Source organism: Paracoccus yeei ATCC BAA-599 (assembly GCF_000622145.1).
GTDB classification, from domain to species: Bacteria; Pseudomonadota; Alphaproteobacteria; order Rhodobacterales; family Rhodobacteraceae; genus Paracoccus; species Paracoccus yeei.
The window spans coordinates 203,421-218,377 of the sequence record NZ_KK211403.1; the positions used below are offsets into that span (position 1 = coordinate 203,421).

The 14,957-nt window shown below is 69.0% G+C and carries 17 protein-coding genes; 4 read left to right on the forward strand and 13 right to left on the reverse strand.

Annotation, left to right across the window (positions count from 1 at the left end; all coding sequences use genetic code 11):
- Positions 1–15: 15 nt before the first annotated feature.
- Positions 16–2,928, reverse strand: coding sequence for an isoleucine--tRNA ligase (ileS, locus tag BU28_RS0120510; RefSeq protein WP_028721089.1), 2,913 nt, complete (start codon positions 2,926–2,928; stop codon positions 16–18).
- Between the two features lie 210 nt (positions 2,929–3,138).
- Here ileS and BU28_RS0120515 point away from each other — a divergent pair, with 210 nt between their 5' ends.
- Entirely contained in the window at positions 3,139–3,537 is a 399-nt protein-coding gene (locus BU28_RS0120515) for a group III truncated hemoglobin (protein WP_036763858.1), read from the forward strand.
- Here the strand turns inward: BU28_RS0120515 and BU28_RS0120520 are convergent.
- From BU28_RS0120520 to BU28_RS0120550, 7 genes are all read right to left on the reverse strand, one after another.
- Positions 3,534–4,160, reverse strand: a complete 627-nt coding sequence (locus BU28_RS0120520; protein ID WP_028721091.1) for a trimeric intracellular cation channel family protein — start codon at positions 4,158–4,160, stop codon at positions 3,534–3,536. The two genes, BU28_RS0120515 and BU28_RS0120520, sit on opposite strands and share 4 nt — an antisense overlap.
- Before the next feature lies 1 nt (position 4,161).
- Positions 4,162–4,623, reverse strand: coding sequence for a ribonuclease HI (gene rnhA, locus BU28_RS0120525; RefSeq protein WP_028721092.1), 462 nt, complete (start codon positions 4,621–4,623; stop codon positions 4,162–4,164).
- Positions 4,620–5,225, reverse strand: coding sequence for a glutathione S-transferase family protein (locus BU28_RS0120530; protein WP_028721093.1), 606 nt, complete (start codon positions 5,223–5,225; stop codon positions 4,620–4,622). The genes rnhA and BU28_RS0120530 overlap by 4 nt, the downstream gene beginning before the upstream one ends.
- Positions 5,226–5,313: 88 nt before the next feature.
- The gene (locus tag BU28_RS0120535) at positions 5,314–5,643 is read right to left on the reverse strand and encodes a DUF1330 domain-containing protein (RefSeq protein ID WP_028721094.1); all 330 of its coding nucleotides are present in this window, start codon (positions 5,641–5,643) and stop codon (positions 5,314–5,316) included.
- 246 nt (positions 5,644–5,889) lie between these two features.
- Positions 5,890–6,840: a 4-hydroxy-3-methylbut-2-enyl diphosphate reductase gene (gene ispH / locus BU28_RS0120540; protein ID WP_028721095.1), complete on the reverse strand. Its 951-nt coding sequence runs from the start codon at positions 6,838–6,840 to the stop codon at positions 5,890–5,892.
- Positions 6,841–6,881: 41 nt separating this feature from the next.
- Positions 6,882–7,439, reverse strand: a complete 558-nt coding sequence (locus BU28_RS0120545) for an adenine phosphoribosyltransferase (protein WP_028721096.1) — start codon at positions 7,437–7,439, stop codon at positions 6,882–6,884.
- Positions 7,436–8,032 carry a flavin reductase family protein gene (locus tag BU28_RS0120550; protein WP_028721097.1) on the reverse strand — a complete coding sequence of 199 codons (597 nt, stop codon included), beginning with the start codon at positions 8,030–8,032 and terminating at the stop codon, positions 7,436–7,438. Before BU28_RS0120550 ends, BU28_RS0120545 begins: the two co-directional genes overlap by 4 nt.
- Before the next feature lie 208 nt (positions 8,033–8,240).
- On the opposite strand from BU28_RS0120550, the gene BU28_RS24005 reads away from it, so the two are divergent.
- Positions 8,241–8,783 carry a GNAT family N-acetyltransferase gene (locus BU28_RS24005; protein ID WP_036763862.1) on the forward strand — a complete coding sequence of 181 codons (543 nt, stop codon included), beginning with the start codon at positions 8,241–8,243 and terminating at the stop codon, positions 8,781–8,783.
- Here BU28_RS24005 and BU28_RS0120560 read toward each other — a convergent pair.
- A complete protein-coding gene (locus BU28_RS0120560) occupies positions 8,770–9,228 on the reverse strand; it encodes an Ivy family c-type lysozyme inhibitor (protein WP_028721098.1) in 459 nt (152 codons plus the stop codon). The two genes, BU28_RS24005 and BU28_RS0120560, sit on opposite strands and share 14 nt — an antisense overlap.
- A gap of 133 nt (positions 9,229–9,361) precedes the next feature.
- On the opposite strand from BU28_RS0120560, the gene BU28_RS0120565 reads away from it, so the two are divergent.
- Entirely contained in the window at positions 9,362–10,186 is an 825-nt protein-coding gene (locus tag BU28_RS0120565) for an EcsC family protein (RefSeq protein WP_028721099.1), read from the forward strand.
- Here BU28_RS0120565 and BU28_RS0120570 read toward each other — a convergent pair.
- Together BU28_RS0120570 and BU28_RS0120575 are read right to left on the reverse strand one after the other, a co-directional pair.
- Positions 10,183–11,721, reverse strand: a complete 1,539-nt coding sequence (locus BU28_RS0120570) for an ATP-dependent DNA helicase (protein ID WP_028721100.1) — start codon at positions 11,719–11,721, stop codon at positions 10,183–10,185. The genes BU28_RS0120565 and BU28_RS0120570 overlap by 4 nt on opposite strands.
- Before the next feature lie 152 nt (positions 11,722–11,873).
- Entirely contained in the window at positions 11,874–12,338 is a 465-nt protein-coding gene (locus BU28_RS0120575) for an Lrp/AsnC family transcriptional regulator (protein WP_051578354.1), read from the reverse strand.
- An 84-nt stretch (positions 12,339–12,422) separates the two neighbouring features.
- On the opposite strand from BU28_RS0120575, the gene BU28_RS0120580 reads away from it, so the two are divergent.
- Positions 12,423–13,010, forward strand: coding sequence for a LysE family translocator (locus BU28_RS0120580; RefSeq protein ID WP_028721102.1), 588 nt, complete (start codon positions 12,423–12,425; stop codon positions 13,008–13,010).
- A 5-nt stretch (positions 13,011–13,015) separates the two neighbouring features.
- Here the strand turns inward: BU28_RS0120580 and BU28_RS0120585 are convergent, their stop codons facing one another.
- The gene (locus BU28_RS0120585; protein ID WP_028721103.1) at positions 13,016–13,888 is read right to left on the reverse strand and encodes a DMT family transporter; all 873 of its coding nucleotides are present in this window, start codon (positions 13,886–13,888) and stop codon (positions 13,016–13,018) included.
- Between the two features lie 4 nt (positions 13,889–13,892).
- Positions 13,893–14,921, reverse strand: a complete 1,029-nt coding sequence (gene hemE / locus BU28_RS0120590) for a uroporphyrinogen decarboxylase (RefSeq protein WP_028721104.1) — start codon at positions 14,919–14,921, stop codon at positions 13,893–13,895.
- Positions 14,922–14,957: the final 36 nt, after the last annotated feature.

Sequence of the window (14,957 nt, forward strand, 5' to 3'; positions counted from 1 at the left end):
CCGCCCGGGCCGGCCTCAGCCCAGCACGGCGTCGCAGCGCGCGCAGGTGCCGGGATGGGCGTGGGTGCCGACGTCGGGCAGGATCTTCCAGCAGCGCTGGCATTTCTCGCCCTCGGCCGGCTCGAAGACCACGCCGACGCCCGGCACGTCGGGCAGGCGGAACGCCTCGCCCGGGGCGGGGTCGGCGGTCAGCCCCAGATCCGAGGTGATGCAGACATCCGCGAAATCGACCGATTTCAGCGCGGCCAGCGTCTCGGCGTCCTCGACATGGACGACCGGGGCAGCCTCGAGGCTGGCGCCGATCACCTTGTCGCTGCGCTTGACCTCCAGCGCCGCGGTCACCACGCGGCGGGCGCGGCGGATCGCGTCCCATTTCTGGGCCAGAGGCTCGTTCAGCCAGTCCGCCGGCGTTACCGGGAAATCGTGCAGATGCACGCTGTCGTCCTCGGACGGGAAGCGGGCCAGCCAGACGTCCTCCATGGTAAAGGGCAGGATCGGGGCCAGCCAGGTCACCAGCCGGTGGAACAGGATGTCCAGCACCGTGCGCGCCGCCCGCCTGCGCAGCGCATCCGGCGCGTCGCAGTAAAGCGCGTCCTTGCGGATGTCGAAATAGAAGGACGACAGGTCCACGGTCGCGAACTGGAACACGGTCTGGAACACGCCCTGGAAATCATAGGCGTCATAGCCCCGGCGCAATTGGTGGTCGATTTGCGCCAGCCGGTGCAGCACCCATTGCTCCAGTTCGGGCATCGCCTCGGGGGCGACCGCCTCGGCCTCGGCAAAGCCGTCGAGGTTCCCCAAGACAAAGCGCAGCGTGTTGCGCAGGCGGCGATAGCTGTCGGCGGTGCCCTTCAGGATCTCCTTCCCGATGCGCAGGTCGGCGGTGTAATCCGACTGCGCCACCCAAAGCCGCAGGATATCGGCGCCGTAGTCCTTGATCACATCCGCCGGCGCCACGGTGTTGCCCAGAGACTTGGACATCTTCATGCCCTTTTCGTCCAGGGTAAAGCCATGGGTCAGCACGCCCTTGTAGGGCGCCCGGCCCTTGGTCGCGCAGGCCTGCAGCAGGGACGAATGGAACCAGCCGCGATGCTGGTCGGTGCCTTCCAGGTACAGATCCGCAATCCCGTCGGGCGAGCCGTCGGCGCGGTCGCGGATCACGAAGGCATGGGTCGAGCCGCTGTCGAACCAGACGTCCAGCACGTCCATGACCTGCTCGTAATCGTCGGGGTTTGCCACGCCGTCCAGGGCCCGCGCCTTGAAGTCCTCGCGGTACCAGACGTCCGCGCCTTCCTTCTCGAAGGCCTCGATGATGCGGTCGTTCACGCGTTGGTCGCGCAGCAGAAAATCGGCATCCGTCGGCCGCGCGCCCTTCCTGACGAAGCAGGTCAGCGGCACGCCCCAGGCGCGTTGGCGCGACAGCACCCAGTCCGGGCGATTCTCGATCATCGAATAAAGGCGATTGCGCCCGGTCCGCGGCGTCCAGCGCACCAGCCTGTCGATGCTGGCCAGGGCACGGGCACGGATGGTGTCGCCGTATTCCCCCATGCCGTCGTCCAGCACCTTGTCGATGGCGGCGAACCACTGCGGCGTGTTGCGATAGATCAGCGGCGCCTTGGACCGCCAGCTGTGCGGATAGCTGTGCTTGACCTTTCCCTTGGCCAGCAGTGCGCCGCTATAGGCCAGCTGCTTGATGACGCCGACATTGGCCGGCCCCTCCTTGCCCTCGGGGGTCAGGATGGCCTGGCCGCCGAACAGCGGCAGGTCGGTGCGATAGCTGCCATCGGCCTCGACGTTGTAGGTCATCGGCAGGCCGAACTTCAGCCCCAGCTGATAGTCGTCGTCGCCGTGGCTGGGCGCGGTGTGCACGAACCCGGTGCCTGCGTCATCGGTGACGTGATCGCCCGGCAGCAGGGGAACGTCATAGTCCCATTCACCCGCCGCACCCTCGACGCCGCGGAAGGGATGGGAAAGCACGACCCCCTCCATGTCGGCGGCGGCGACATCGCCGACCCGCGTCAGCGCCTCGATCCTCGCGGCCTGCTTCACGCTCTCGGCCAGGGCATCGGCCAGCACCAGCAACTCGCCGGGCTTCGCCGTCGCGTTCTCGGCCACCGCGCCCACTTGGTAAAGCCCATAGGCGATGGCCGGGTTATAGGCCACGGCGCGATTCTGCGGGATGGTCCAGGGGGTGGTGGTCCAGATCACCACGCTGGCAGACTTCCTTGTTGCCCAAATACCCTGCGACGTCGCCACCGGGAACCGCACCCAGATCGTATGGCTGGTGTGGTCGTGATACTCCACCTCGGCCTCGGCCAGCGCGGTCTTTTCGACCGGAGACCACATCACCGGCTTCGAGCCTTGGTACAGGCTGCCGTTCATCAGAAGCTTCATGAACTCGGCCGCGATCACCGCCTCGGCGTGATAGTCCATCGTCAGATAGGGGTCGTCCCATTTGCCGGTGACGCCCAGCCGCTTGAACTGCTCGCGCTGGACCTCGACCCAGCCCTTGGCAAAGGCGCGGCATTCCTGGCGGAACTCGACCACGTCCACGTCGTCCTTGCGCTGCTGGCGCTCGCGATACTGCTCCTCGATCTTCCATTCGATGGGCAGGCCATGGCAGTCCCAGCCCGGCACATAGCGCGCATCGCGGCCCATCATCTGCTGGCTGCGGGTGATGAAGTCCTTGAGCACCTTGTTCAGCGCGTGCCCGATGTGCAGATTGCCGTTCGCATAGGGCGGGCCGTCGTGCAGGATAAAGGGCGTGCGGTCGCTTTTCTGCCGCAGCCGGTCATAGATGCCCAGCCGTTCCCACCGGGCCAGCCATTCGGGTTCGCGCTGGGGCAGGCCGGCGCGCATCGGAAAATCGGTCTGGGGCAGGAAAACGGTATCGCGGTAGTCGGGCGCGGTCGTGGTCGTATCGCTCATCGGGCGGGAATCCTTGGCTGGCAGGGCAGGCATGCGTGACCCGACGGCGCGGAACCCCTACGCCGCCGGGCGAATAATTCGGATGATCCGGCCCACGCTGAACATGGCGGCGGTTATAGGAAACGGGCGCGGGCGCTGCAAGCGCGGCTTGTGCCCCCTGGGACAACGCGCCGCCTTGCGCGGAACGGGCAAGCGGCCCATATCGCGGCCATGATCCCGCCGCGCATCCCCGTCACCCCCGCACAGATCGACCAGGTGGTAGCCACCTTCTATGCCGCCGTGCGCCGGCACGAGGTGCTGGGTCCGGTCTTTGCCGCCCATGTCACCGACTGGCCCGCGCATGAAGCCAGGATCGCCGCCTTCTGGCGCAATGCCATCCTTTACGAGCGCAGCTATGACGGCAGCCCGATGCGGGCGCACATGCGCGCGGGCAATGTCCACGCGGCGCATTTCCTGGTCTGGCTGATGCTGTTCGACGAAACCCTGCGGCGCACCCTGCCGCCCAACACCGCGCGCGGCTGGTCGGCGCTGGCGCACCGGATCGGGGCGGGCCTGCGCATGGGGGTGGAAAACATGCAGCCCGCCGCGGGCCCGCCCATCCTGCGCTAGCGCCGGGGCGGGCGCGCCCGATAGGTCGGCAGCCGCCAGCCCAGGACCATGCTGCCCGCGCGCAGCGCCAGAACGACCATGGCGCAGGCAATCAGCGCCAGCGGCCGCGCGCAACCCAGGGCCTCCAGCAGCACTGCCGCCAGCGCGCCCCCAAAGGCCGCGGTGACGTATAGCTCGCCCTGCTTCAGGATCAGCGGCAGCTCGTTGCCGACCACGTCCCGGATCAGCCCGCCGAAGCTGCCCGTCACCACGCCCATGGCGACGACGACCACGGGGCTGACGCCTGCCCCCATCGCGACGCCGACGCCCGCGGGCACGGCGACGGCCAGGGCCAGGGCATCCAGCCACAAAAGCAGGCGATAGCGGCTTTCGAACAGATGCGCGGTAAAGAACACCAGCACCGCCGCGCCCGAGGTCACCAGCAAAAGCCCCGGCCGCTCGATCCAGAAGACCGGCACCCGCCCCAGCAGCAGGTCGCGCAACGTGCCGCCGCCGATCCCGGTCAGCGCGGCGAAAAAGATGAATCCGACCAGGTCGAGCTGCGCCCGGCTGGCGACCAGCGCGCCGGTCAGGGCAAAGACCAGCACGCTGGCGTGATCCAGCAGCGGAACCAGCGCCTGCATCCTAGACCCGCGCGGGCTTGAAGGGCGCCATGCCGGCGCGGGCCAATTCGTCGGCGCGCTCGTTCTCGGGATGGCCGGCATGGCCCTTGATCCATTTCCAGTGCACCCGGTGGCTGTGCTGGGCGGCATCCAGCCTTTGCCACAGTTCGGCGTTCTTCACCGGCTTGCGGTCGGCGGTGCGCCAGCCGTTCCGCTTCCAGCCGTGGATCCATTGGGTGACGCCGTTCTTCACATAGGCGCTGTCGGTGGTGATGGTGATCTCGCTCGGCCGGGTCAGCGCCTCGAGCGCGGCGATGGCGGCCATCAACTCCATGCGGTTGTTGGTGGTCTGCGCCTCGCCCCCCGAAAGCTCGCGTTCCTTCAGGACGGCGTCGCCGTCGATGGCGCGCATCAGGACGCCCCAACCGCCGGGACCGGGATTGCCGCTGCACGCGCCGTCGGTCCAGGCGTAAAGCGCGCTCAAGCCTCCAGCCCCACATAGCCGGGCAGGCCGGCGACGCGGTCCAGCCAGCGGTTCAGGGCGGGAAAGCGCGCCATGTCGAAGCCGCTGCGGCTGCCAGCCGTATGGGTGTAGCCGTAAAGGCAAAGATCGGCCAGCGTCGGACCGTCGCCCACAAGCCAGTCCCGCCCGTCCAGCCGGTCCTCCATGATCTGCAGCAGCGCGTGGCCGCGCTCCAGCAGTTCGGCCATGCGCTCGGGCGTGGCGAGGGCGCGACGATGAGGGTAATAGGCCAGCGCGCCGCGCACGGCGATTACCGCCTCGTGCTGGTTCTGTTCCCAGAACATCCAGGACGCCATCTCGGCGCGCGCGAAGGCATCGGCAGGCACGAAGCGCGTGCCCTCGCCCAGCCACCAAAGGATCGCGTTCGATTCCGGCAGTAGCCGGCCGTCGTCCAGTTCCAGCACCGGCGCCTTGCCGAAGGGCAGGCGGCCCTGGGCCCTGGCCTGGTCCAGCGCCTCGGTCTGGTACTCCACGTCGACGATCTCGCAGTCGCGGCCAAGAAGCGCCAGCAGCAGCCGCACCTTGTAGCTGTTTCCCGACGAGGGCATTGAATATAGTTGCATTTCATCCGGCCTTGCTAAGTCCCGCGCCACCTGAGGGCGCGCGGGCACTATAGGCCGGATCGCCGGGCCCGGCCAGCGCCCCCGGGCCTCAGCCGGGCTTGCCCAGATAGGGAATCGCGCCCGCGATGTCGGTGTCGTCGATCAGGCGGAAATGGCTGACCGAGCCCGCCTGCCGCGCCTTGCCGAAGGGGGCATATTCGGGATCCTCGGCAAAGGCATGGGCCGAGGCGCGGTCGGGAAACTGGATCAGCGCGATCAGAGTCTCGTCAGTCCGTGTGCCCTCGAGCGTCTCGATATTGCCGCTGCGCGACAGGTAGCGGCCATTATGCCTGGCCGCGATCTCGTGCACGCGGGCGGCATAGTCGGGCACCCAGGCATCGTCGGTGACCTTCACCTCGGCGATCAGATAGACGGTCATTGGTTTTCCCCTCCCTTGATGACGGCGGCAGGGGACCACCCCATGCGCGCGGCCAGCTTAAGCGGGCGCCCTGTCCCGCGGCAACAGCGACAAGGGGGGGGATAGGGCCCCCGCGCGCCACCTGTGGGAGAGGTCGCGAACGGGTATTTGGGAAACAGTGAAAGCCAGGGAAGGGGATGCGCCGGAGCCCGTGGTTTTCACCGTTTCTGAAATACCCAAGACCGACGCCGATCGCGGACGATGCGCTCAGGCCTCGCGCAGCACGCGGGGCACCTTGAACTCGACATTCTCGCGGGCGGTCTCGACCAGTTCGACGGTAACGTCGTAGCGGTCTCGAAAGGCGTCGATGACCTCGTTGACCAGGACTTCGGGGGCCGAGGCGCCCGCCGTCACGCCGACCGAGGCGATGCCCTGCATGGCGCGCCAGTCGATCTGGTCGGCGCGCATCACCAGTTGCGAATAGGCGCAGCCCGCGGCGCGGCCCACCTCGACCAGCCGGCGCGAATTCGAGCTGTTCGGCGCCCCGATCACCAGAAGCGCGTCGATCCGGCCGGCGATGGCCTTGACCGAGGCCTGGCGGTTGGTGGTGGCGTAGCAGATGTCTTCCTTGGCTGGGCCGATGATCATCGGGAAGCGCGCCTGCAGGGCCGCGACGATGGCCGCGGTGTCGTCGACCGACAGCGTGGTCTGGGTGATGAAGGCCAGCCGTTCGGGGTCGCGGGGCGCGATCTCCGCCACGTCCTCGACCGTCTCGACCAGCAGCACCTCGCCCTCGGGCAGCTGACCCATGGTGCCCAGCACTTCGGGGTGGCCGGCATGGCCGATCATCACCATCTGCAGGCCGGCGGCATGGTGGCGCTCGGCCTCGACATGGACCTTGCTGACCAGGGGGCAGGTGGCATCGACAAAGACCATCTCGCGCCGGCGCGCCTCGGCCGGGACGGATTTCGGCACGCCATGGGCCGAGAAGATCACCGGCCGGTCGTCGGGGCATTCGTCCAGTTCCTCGACGAAGACCGCGCCCTTGTCGCGCAGGCTGTCGACGACGAACTTGTTGTGCACGATCTCGTGCCGGACATAGACCGGGGCGCCCCATTTCTGCAGCGCCATTTCCACGATCTTGATGGCGCGGTCCACGCCCGCGCAAAAGCCGCGCGGGGCGGCAAGGTAAAGGGTCAGGGGCGGTTTGGGGTCCATGCGCCTTCACCTAGCGATCCGGGGGGCGGGCTGCAAGAACCTCAGGCCCCCTCGAAGGTGGTCAGGGCGTGCACCTCGTGGCCCAGTTCCTCGAGCAGGGCGCGCCCGCCGAGGTCCGGCAGTTCGATGACAAAGGCGCAGCCGATCACCTGCGCACCCAGGCGTTCGCACAGCCGGATGCCCGCCGCCGCCGTTCCGCCCGTTGCCAGCAGGTCGTCGACCACCAGCACCCGGTCGCCGGGCTTCAGCGCGTCCTGGTGGATCTCGACCACGGCTTCGCCGTATTCCAGCACATAGGCTTCGGACAGGACCGCGCCCGGCAGCTTGCCTTTCTTGCGGATCGGCACGAAGCCCACCGACAGCTGATGCGCCACCGCCCCGCCCAGGATGAAGCCCCGCGCCTCGAGCCCCACGACCTTGTCGATCCGCTCGCCCGCATAGGGGTTCAGCAGTTGGTCCACCGCCATGCGAAAGCCGCGCGCATCGGCAAACAGCGTCGTCACGTCGCGAAACAGGATGCCTTCGTGCGGGAAGTTCACGATGGTGCGGATATAGTCGCGCACGGTGCGGGTGTCGCGGACACGCTTTTCGCCGCTCATGCGGGGCGTTCCATCTGGAAGGTCTGGGTGGTGGCGGCGTAATCCTTGTGGCCCAGGCGCGACAGCCAGCCCGAAGGCGGGCGGAACACGCCGCTTTCCACGCAGTCGGGGCGCAGGTGGATGCCGGTCACGACGCCCAGGACCATCACGTTCGCCTCGCCGGCCAGGCGGATCACCCGGGTCATGCGGCATTCCAGAGAGGCGGCGGCGCCCGCCACGCGGGGGCAGTCGATGGTCTCGCACTCGGCGGCCTCGATCCCGGCGTGCTGGAATTCGCTGACGCCGGCGGGCAGGGGGGCAGAGCTTGCGTTCACCTGCTCGCGCAGGGCGGCATCGGCGATATTGACGCAGAAGACCCGGCTTTCGGCGATCTGGGCCACGCTGTCCTTGGTCCCCGGCCGGTCCGGCTTGGCGCTGGTCGAGGCGAACATGACCTGCGGCGGCACATAGGCGGTCAGGTTGAAGAAGGAATAGGGCGCCAGGTTGTCGCCCAGGGTCCCGCGCGTCGAAATCCAGCCGATGGGCCGCGGCGCGACGATGGCGTTCAACGGGTTGTGGGGCAGGCCGTGGCCGGCCTCGGGTCGATAGAACATGGCGTCAGCCTCCGGTCGCATGGCCCGAAAGGTCTGCCTGCCCCCGCGCCGAAGGTCAAGCGCCGGGACGCGGGGCCGGGGGCCCGCCGACCTCGGGACGAAAATCCGCCGCCCGGGTGGTTGCGATGTTTTCCCTGCCCGGCATGCGTGCTAGGGGATCGGCGCCCGCGTCCGACGCGGGTCAAAGCGCTGAACCTGGGATGGCCGGATGTACGCACTTCGCCTGGAACGCCCTGCCGATCATGCCGAGGTCGAGGCCCTTCTGGACCTGTGTTTCGCACCGGGGCGCACGGCGCTCAGCTCATACCGGCTGCGTGACGGGGTGCCGCCGATTCCCGGCCTGTGCCTGGTGCTGCGCGACCGGGCCGATGTCATGGTGGGCGCAATCCGGTTCTGGCCGGTTCGGGTCGGCGACCATCCGGTCCTGCTGCTGGGTCCGGTCGCCGTCCACCCGACCGCCCAGGGCGAGGGGTTGGGCGGGCTTTTGATCCGCGAGGGATTGTGGCGCGCCGAATCGCAGGGCTGGGTGCGGGTGATGCTGGTGGGCGACGAGCCTTATTACCGCCGCTTCGGATTTCGCAAGCTGGACCATGTCCAGATGCCCCCGCCCACCAACCCCGACCGCGTGCTGGGGCTGGCGCTTGCGCCCGACGCCTGGCAGGGGGTCGCGGGGCTGGTTCAGCGCGACACCGCCGATCACGAGGATGCGGGCCGCGCCTGGACCGCGCTTGGCGGCGCTAGTCGTAGTTGAACGCCTGCGGGTGGTTGTCCAGGCTGCCGGTCAGGGCGGCGTAAAGGATCGTGCGTCCGTCGATCGATTCCGCGCCGCCGCCGATACCCAGCCAGGTCAGCCGCTCGACCGTGTCGTCGGTTTCGGACAGCACCCCGTGCATGGCCCCGTCCTTGGGATCGTAAAGGACGGCGATGCGGTGGGCCGCGCAGTCATGCGCCTTGCAGGCGGACATCACCAGCCACTCCTTGCCGTCGAAGGCCGCCGTGCGAGTCGCGCTTTCGACCAGCGACCCGTCCAGCCAGTCGGGCAGGGACTGGCGCGCCGTGATCGCATCGAAGGCCGCGGCCAGGCCTGGGTCCTTCAGCGCGGCGGACAGGCGGGGCAATTCGGGCGGTGCGTCCTGCGCCAGTGCCGTCCCGGCCAGCGCCAGGGCTGCAAGCGGGGCAAGAAGGGTCCTGTACATCATCAATCCTTTCAAGGCAGAGTCATGCCATCATGGCCGCCGACCCCGTGACAAGGAACCCCCCGCTTCCTATCTGGGTTTGATCACCAGGGCCCGATCGGCCCGCATCAGGAAAGGCCCCGTGTCCAGCACGATGACCGACCAAAGCCCAGTCCCCGCCCGCACGGCGATCCTGCCGCCGATCACCGACCCTACGGTTCACACCGAAATCGACCGGCTGGCCCGGCGCTATCTAAACGCGGGCGGCGTCGCGATGGAGTTGCTGAACGCCGTGGGGGGCAAGGCCGAGGGCCTGATCGAGCGGCTGCCTAAGCCCGTCCGCTCGCGCATGGATCGCATCACGCTTGCCGCGCTGAACCGCGCCTTCTCGGCGGCCTCGCGCTCGCGCGGGCTGCTCAGCGACCGGGGGGACTGGTTCAACCGGGCGCTCTCGACCGCCTCGGGCGCGGCCGGCGGGCTTGCGGGCTTTGCCGGGGCGACGGTCGAACTGCCGGTGACGATCACGCTGTTGCTGCGCGCGATCATGGATATCGCGGCCGAACACGGCTTCGATCCCGACAGCGACGAGGCCCGGCAGGAGGCGCTGCACATCTTCGCCTCGGCCGGTCCCCTGGCCGAGGACGAGGGGGCGGACCTTGGCCTGATCGCGGCGCGCATGACGATCACCGGCCAGACGGTGCAGACGCTGGTGGCCAAGGTCGCGCCCAAGCTTTCCGCCTCGCTGGCGCAGAAGCTCGCGGCGCAGGCGGTGCCGATCTTCGGCGCTCTGGCAGGGGCGACGATCAACTACAGCTTCACCCGCTATTACCAGGAAATCGCCCGGGTGCAGTTCGGGCTGATGCGGCTGTCCCACGAAACCGGAGTCCCGCGCGAGGCGCTGGCCGAGGCGCTGATCCTGCGGCTGGAACAGCTGCGCCCCGGGTCGAGCCGGCGCAGCCCGCGCGGCGGCAAGCGCTAGCCGTCCTCGGCCTCGGGGGTCAGTTCCAGCGGGGCCGCGGGAATGTCCAGGTAGTCGATCCCCAGGGGCGCGGCGGGACGCGCCAGCCGCGCGCGGACGACCCAGAACAGCCGCTCCTGCGCCCGCGTGATCGCCACATAGGTCAGGCGCTTCCACAGCGGCACCCCCGCCTCGGTCCGGTTCGACCAGGCGGCGGCGCTGATGTCGGGGCCAAAGACCTGCACGTCGGGCCATTGGCTGCCCTGCGCCTTGTGGATGGTGACGGCGGCCCCATGCAGGAAGGTCGCGCCCATGCGCGCGGCAAAGGGGATGAAGGGCTCGTCGGCGTCCGGCATCTCGATCTTGACGATGCTGGCGGCGGACAGGCGCGGGTCCTCGGCGCCCACGACATGCAGCCGGGAAAAGCCGGGCTTGCGGCCGGGACCCAGATAGATCACCTGCGCCCCCTTGATCAGGCCCCGCGCTTCAAGGTCGATGCGCTTCTTGCGGTGCTTCAGCGGCAGTTCGATCCCGTCGCAGATCAGCGGCTCGCCCGGCAGCAGCGCGTCGCCGGGCGCGCCATAGACGGTGCGGAAGGCCTGGATCAGCTTGATCCGGGTGATGTTGCGCCAGACCAGCACCGGGCTTTGCGCCATCAGGTCGGACTCGACGCGCTCGGCCCAGACGACGCGCTCGTCGCGGCGCGCGGCCTCGGCCACCATGCGCTCGAAGGCCGGGAAATCCAGCGCCGGGTCGGCCAGCGCATGGGCCAGGTCCAGGATCGGGCTGTCGGTCGTCTGGCGATGGATGCGGTTCAGGACCAGCTTTTGCGGCGCGGCCAGCCGGTCAAAGACCATCTCGCCGGACTGGCCCACGGGGGCAAGCTGGGCGGGATCGCCGAACAGGATCAGCGTCGGAAAGATCTCGCGCAGGTCGTCAAACTGCTTTTCGTCCAGCATCGAGGCCTCGTCGATCAGGCCGATGTCCAGCCCGTCCTCGCGCCGCTTCCAGCCCCGGATGAAATCCGAACCGCGCAAGCCCGCCGCCGCCAGCGCGCCGGGGATCGAGGCGTGCTGATCGTAGAAGGCCTTTGCGCGGTCCAGCGCGGCATCGGTCAGCCCCTCGATCACCCCCTCGACCGCGGGCCGGTCGCCGGCCCCGGTCAGCCAGTCGGCGATGCGCTCATAGTCGGGGTCGTAGACCGGGGTATAAAGGATGCGGTGGATCGTGGTTGCGGCCACCCCCCGCATCCGCAGCACGAAGGCCGCCTTGTTCGTCGGCGCAAGGATCGCGACCGTCCGCCGGTCCTTGCGCTTCTTGCCCTCGTAATCGCCCGAGACGAGATCGACCCCCGCGGCCTTCAGCGCCTTCGTCAGCTCGGCCAGCAGCAGCGTCTTGCCCGAGCCGGCCTTGCCGATCACCGCCATGACCCGGCCTTTGCCGTCCTTGGCAGGCGCGACCTCCTCCGAGGCCAGGTCGATTCCGGTCTGGGCCAGGGCCTCGGCAATGGCGTCCCAGGCTTCGGCCTGGTCGGGGGAAAGGGCGGGCAGGGTCATGGCGCCTTGTTAGCCCGCCACGCGCAGCACCGAAAGTCCGTTCCGTTGGCTCGGCCGGATTCGGGTATTTGAAAAACGGTGAAAACCGGCCCTGGCTTTCACCGTTTTCCAAATACCCATGCCAGGCGCGCGGCGGGACGGGGCGTCCGGGGTCAGGCGCGCTCATCCTTGGGCGAGCTCATCACCACATGCGTCGTGATGGTGGCGATCTGCGGAAAGGCGCCCAGGACTTCGGTGTGGAAGCGGCGATAGGATTCCAGGTCGCGCACCTCGACCCGCAGCAGATATTCGACCGAGCCGGTGATGTTGTGGCATTCCCGGACCTGAGGGGCGGCCAGGCAGGCGCGCTCGAAATCGGTCTGCGCCTCGTTCGAGTGGCGCGACAGGCCGACCGTGACATAGGCGGTAAAGCCCGCATCCCGCGTCGCCGGATGGATGACGGCCCGGTAGCCCACGATCGCACCGCGGCGTTCCAGATCCTGCACCCGGCGCAGGCAGGCCGAGGGGGACAGGCCGATCTGGGCCGCAAGCTGCTGATTCGGAATGCGTCCCTCACGCGACAGGATCTGCAATATCCGCGCAGAGATCGGGTCTTTCTCGGGACCTGGTTGCGACATTTCCTGCCTCGGGGCCAAGATGGATCGGAAATTGCTTGCGAGTTCGCATATCATTGCACGCGCATGTGACATCAAGGGACTGACATGACGCAACACGTTCTTTGGGCCTTGGCGGCCTTTGCCTTCGTGACCTCGATCACGCCCGGGCCGAACAACCTGATGCTGATGGCGTCGGGCGCGAACTTCGGGCTGCGGCGCACCCTGCCGCACATGTTCGGCGTCGCGCTTGGGTTCGGGGCGATGGTCGTGGTCCTGGGGCTGGGGCTCGATCGGATCATCGCCCAGAGCCCGCTGCTCGCGCAAGCGTTGAAATGGGTGTCGCTGGCCTATGTGATCTGGCTCGCCGCCAGGATCGCGCGCTCGGGCGCACCCGAGGCGGGCGGCCCGGCCAGGCGGCCCATGGGATTCCTGGCGGCCTGCGCCTTTCAATGGGTCAATCCGAAGGCCTGGATGATGGCGCTGGGGGCGCTGTCGGCCTATTCTGCGGGCGCCGGCGGGGTGGCGGGCGTCGCGCTGGTCTTTGTCCTGGTGAACCTGCCCTCGGTCGCGGTCTGGGCCGCGATGGGGCAGGGGCTGCAAGGCTTTCTGCAAAGCCCCGTGCGGCTGCGGGTGTTCAATCTGACGATGGCCGGGCTGCTGGTCCTGTCGATGCTGCCCGTCATCACCCACTGACGTCGTCACCCACTGACGGCGATCAGCAGCGCCACACCCGCCACGATCAGGCCCATGCCCAGGATCTGGCGCGGCGCCGCGCCCTCGCGGAAGACCCGGCCCGAGACCAGCTGCGCCATCACCACCTCGACCAGTGCCAGCGTGCGGACGTTGGCCGCCGCCGTCAGCGCAAATCCCATGAACCAGAAAAGCGAGGCGAAGGCCCCGAGCGCCCCCGCCCACAGCGAGGCGCGCCAGTGCCGGACAATGCCGCGCAGCGCCGCCCGGTCGGCAAGGCCAAGCCAGGCCAGCATCGCCACGCTCTGGATCGTCAGGCCGACCAGCAGCACCGTGGCCGCGCGGGTGACGAAGCCGCCCTGCGGCAGGGCCAGGATCGCCCCGCGAAAGCCGATGGCCGACAGGCCGAACAGCGCCCCCGCCGCGATGCCCAGCGCCGCGGGCCGCCAGCCGCCGTCGCGCCAGCTTGCCCCCGACATCAGGATCACGCCCGCCGTGGCCGTGGCGATGGCGGTCAGCCGGGCCGGGCCCAGCGGCTCGGCCAGAAGCAGCGCGCCGATCACCGCCAGCGTCACCGGCTCGGACTTGAGAAGCGCGGTGGTCACGCCAAAGGCGCGGCTCCGCATCGTCACCAGCATCAGCGCGGTCGCCGCGATCTGCGCCAGGCTGCCCAAGGCGGCCCAGCCCAGCACACGGGCATCCGGCATCGGCAGGGCAGCGGCCTGCGACCAGATCAGCAGGAACCCCGCCGCGAAGGGCAGGCCGAACAGAAAGCGCACGGCGGTGGCGCCCATGGTGCCGATCTCGGCCGTCAGCCCGCGCTGCGCCGCGTTCCGCGCGGTCTGGGCGGCCGCGGCGATCAGCGTGGCCAGGATCCACATGGCTCTAGCCGCGCACGGCCGCGATCATGCGGGCGACATTGTCGGGGTCCGCGTCGGGCGTGATGCCATGGCCCAGGTTGAAGATATGCGGTCCCCCCGAAAAGGCGCGGACGATGCGCCGGGTCTCTTCCTCAAGCCGCGGGCCGCCCTGGACCAGCAGGGCGGGGTCCAGGTTGCCCTGCACGCAGCCGTCGCGCTGCACCTCGGCCGCCGCCCAGTCGGCGCTGACGGAATTGTCCAGCGCCACGCAATCGGCCCCGGTCGCGCGCGCAAAGCCCGCGTATCGCGCGCCCGCCTCGCGGGGGAAGGCGATGACGGGGATGCCCGGATGGCGGGACTTGAGCGCGGCGATGATCGTCCGGGCCGGGGCCACGGCGAAATCGTCGAAATCCGCGCCCTTGAGCGAGCCGGCCCAGCTGTCGAACAGCTTGATGACCTCGGCCCCCGCATCCACCTGGGCCGAGAGATATTCGATGGTCGCCTCGGTGATCCGTCCGATCAGGTCGCAGAATGCGGCGCGGTCCTCGGCCTTGAAGGCATGGGCCGGGCCCTGGTCGGGCGTGCCGCGACCGGCGATCATATAGGTCGCGACGGTCCAGGGCGCGCCGGCAAAGCCGATCAGCGTCGTTTCGCGCGGCAGGTCGCGCGCCAGGATGCGCAGGGTTTCATAGACCGGGGCCAGGGTGTCGTGGACCGCCCCGGCCGGCTTCAGCGCTGCGACCTCGGCCGCACGGGTCACGGTGGACAGGCGCGGCCCCTCTCCGGTGGCGAACCACAGGTCCAGCCCCAGCGCCTGCGGCACCAGCAGGATGTCGGCAAACAGGATCGCCGCGTCGAAGCCATAGCGGCGGATCGGCTGCAGCGTCACCTCGGCCGCCAGGTCCGGGGTATAGCACAGCGACAGGAAGTCGCCGGCCTGGGCGCGGGTCGCGCGATATTCGGGCAGATAGCGCCCCGCTTGCCGCATCATCCAGATCGGAGGCACGGGCAGCCGCTCGCCCTTCAGCGCGCGCAGGATGGTTTTCTGGGTCATGGTCACCTCTGGCCCCTTCATGGCGGGCGGGGGACC

Bases quoted from the DNA above. Each gene is read 5' to 3' on its own strand.
- ileS (WP_028721089.1), bottom strand. From the start codon at position 2,928: ATGAGCGATACGACCACGACCGCGCCCGACTACCGCGATACCGTTTTC.
- BU28_RS0120515 (WP_036763858.1), top strand. From the start codon at position 3,139: ATGATCCCGCCGCGCATCCCCGTCACCCCCGCACAGATCGACCAGGTG.
- BU28_RS0120520 (WP_028721091.1), bottom strand. From the start codon at position 4,160: ATGCAGGCGCTGGTTCCGCTGCTGGATCACGCCAGCGTGCTGGTCTTT.
- BU28_RS0120530 (WP_028721093.1), bottom strand. From the start codon at position 5,225: ATGCAACTATATTCAATGCCCTCGTCGGGAAACAGCTACAAGGTGCGG.
- BU28_RS0120535 (WP_028721094.1), bottom strand. From the start codon at position 5,643: ATGACCGTCTATCTGATCGCCGAGGTGAAGGTCACCGACGATGCCTGG.
- ispH (WP_028721095.1), bottom strand. From the start codon at position 6,840: ATGGACCCCAAACCGCCCCTGACCCTTTACCTTGCCGCCCCGCGCGGC.
- BU28_RS0120545 (WP_028721096.1), bottom strand. From the start codon at position 7,439: ATGAGCGGCGAAAAGCGTGTCCGCGACACCCGCACCGTGCGCGACTAT.
- BU28_RS0120550 (WP_028721097.1), bottom strand. From the start codon at position 8,032: ATGTTCTATCGACCCGAGGCCGGCCACGGCCTGCCCCACAACCCGTTG.
- BU28_RS24005 (WP_036763862.1), top strand. From the start codon at position 8,241: ATGTACGCACTTCGCCTGGAACGCCCTGCCGATCATGCCGAGGTCGAG.
- BU28_RS0120560 (WP_028721098.1), bottom strand. From the start codon at position 9,228: ATGTACAGGACCCTTCTTGCCCCGCTTGCAGCCCTGGCGCTGGCCGGG.
- BU28_RS0120565 (WP_028721099.1), top strand. From the start codon at position 9,362: ATGACCGACCAAAGCCCAGTCCCCGCCCGCACGGCGATCCTGCCGCCG.
- BU28_RS0120570 (WP_028721100.1), bottom strand. From the start codon at position 11,721: ATGACCCTGCCCGCCCTTTCCCCCGACCAGGCCGAAGCCTGGGACGCC.
- BU28_RS0120575 (WP_051578354.1), bottom strand. From the start codon at position 12,338: ATGTCGCAACCAGGTCCCGAGAAAGACCCGATCTCTGCGCGGATATTG.
- BU28_RS0120580 (WP_028721102.1), top strand. From the start codon at position 12,423: ATGACGCAACACGTTCTTTGGGCCTTGGCGGCCTTTGCCTTCGTGACC.
- BU28_RS0120585 (WP_028721103.1), bottom strand. From the start codon at position 13,888: ATGTGGATCCTGGCCACGCTGATCGCCGCGGCCGCCCAGACCGCGCGG.
- hemE (WP_028721104.1), bottom strand. From the start codon at position 14,921: ATGACCCAGAAAACCATCCTGCGCGCGCTGAAGGGCGAGCGGCTGCCC.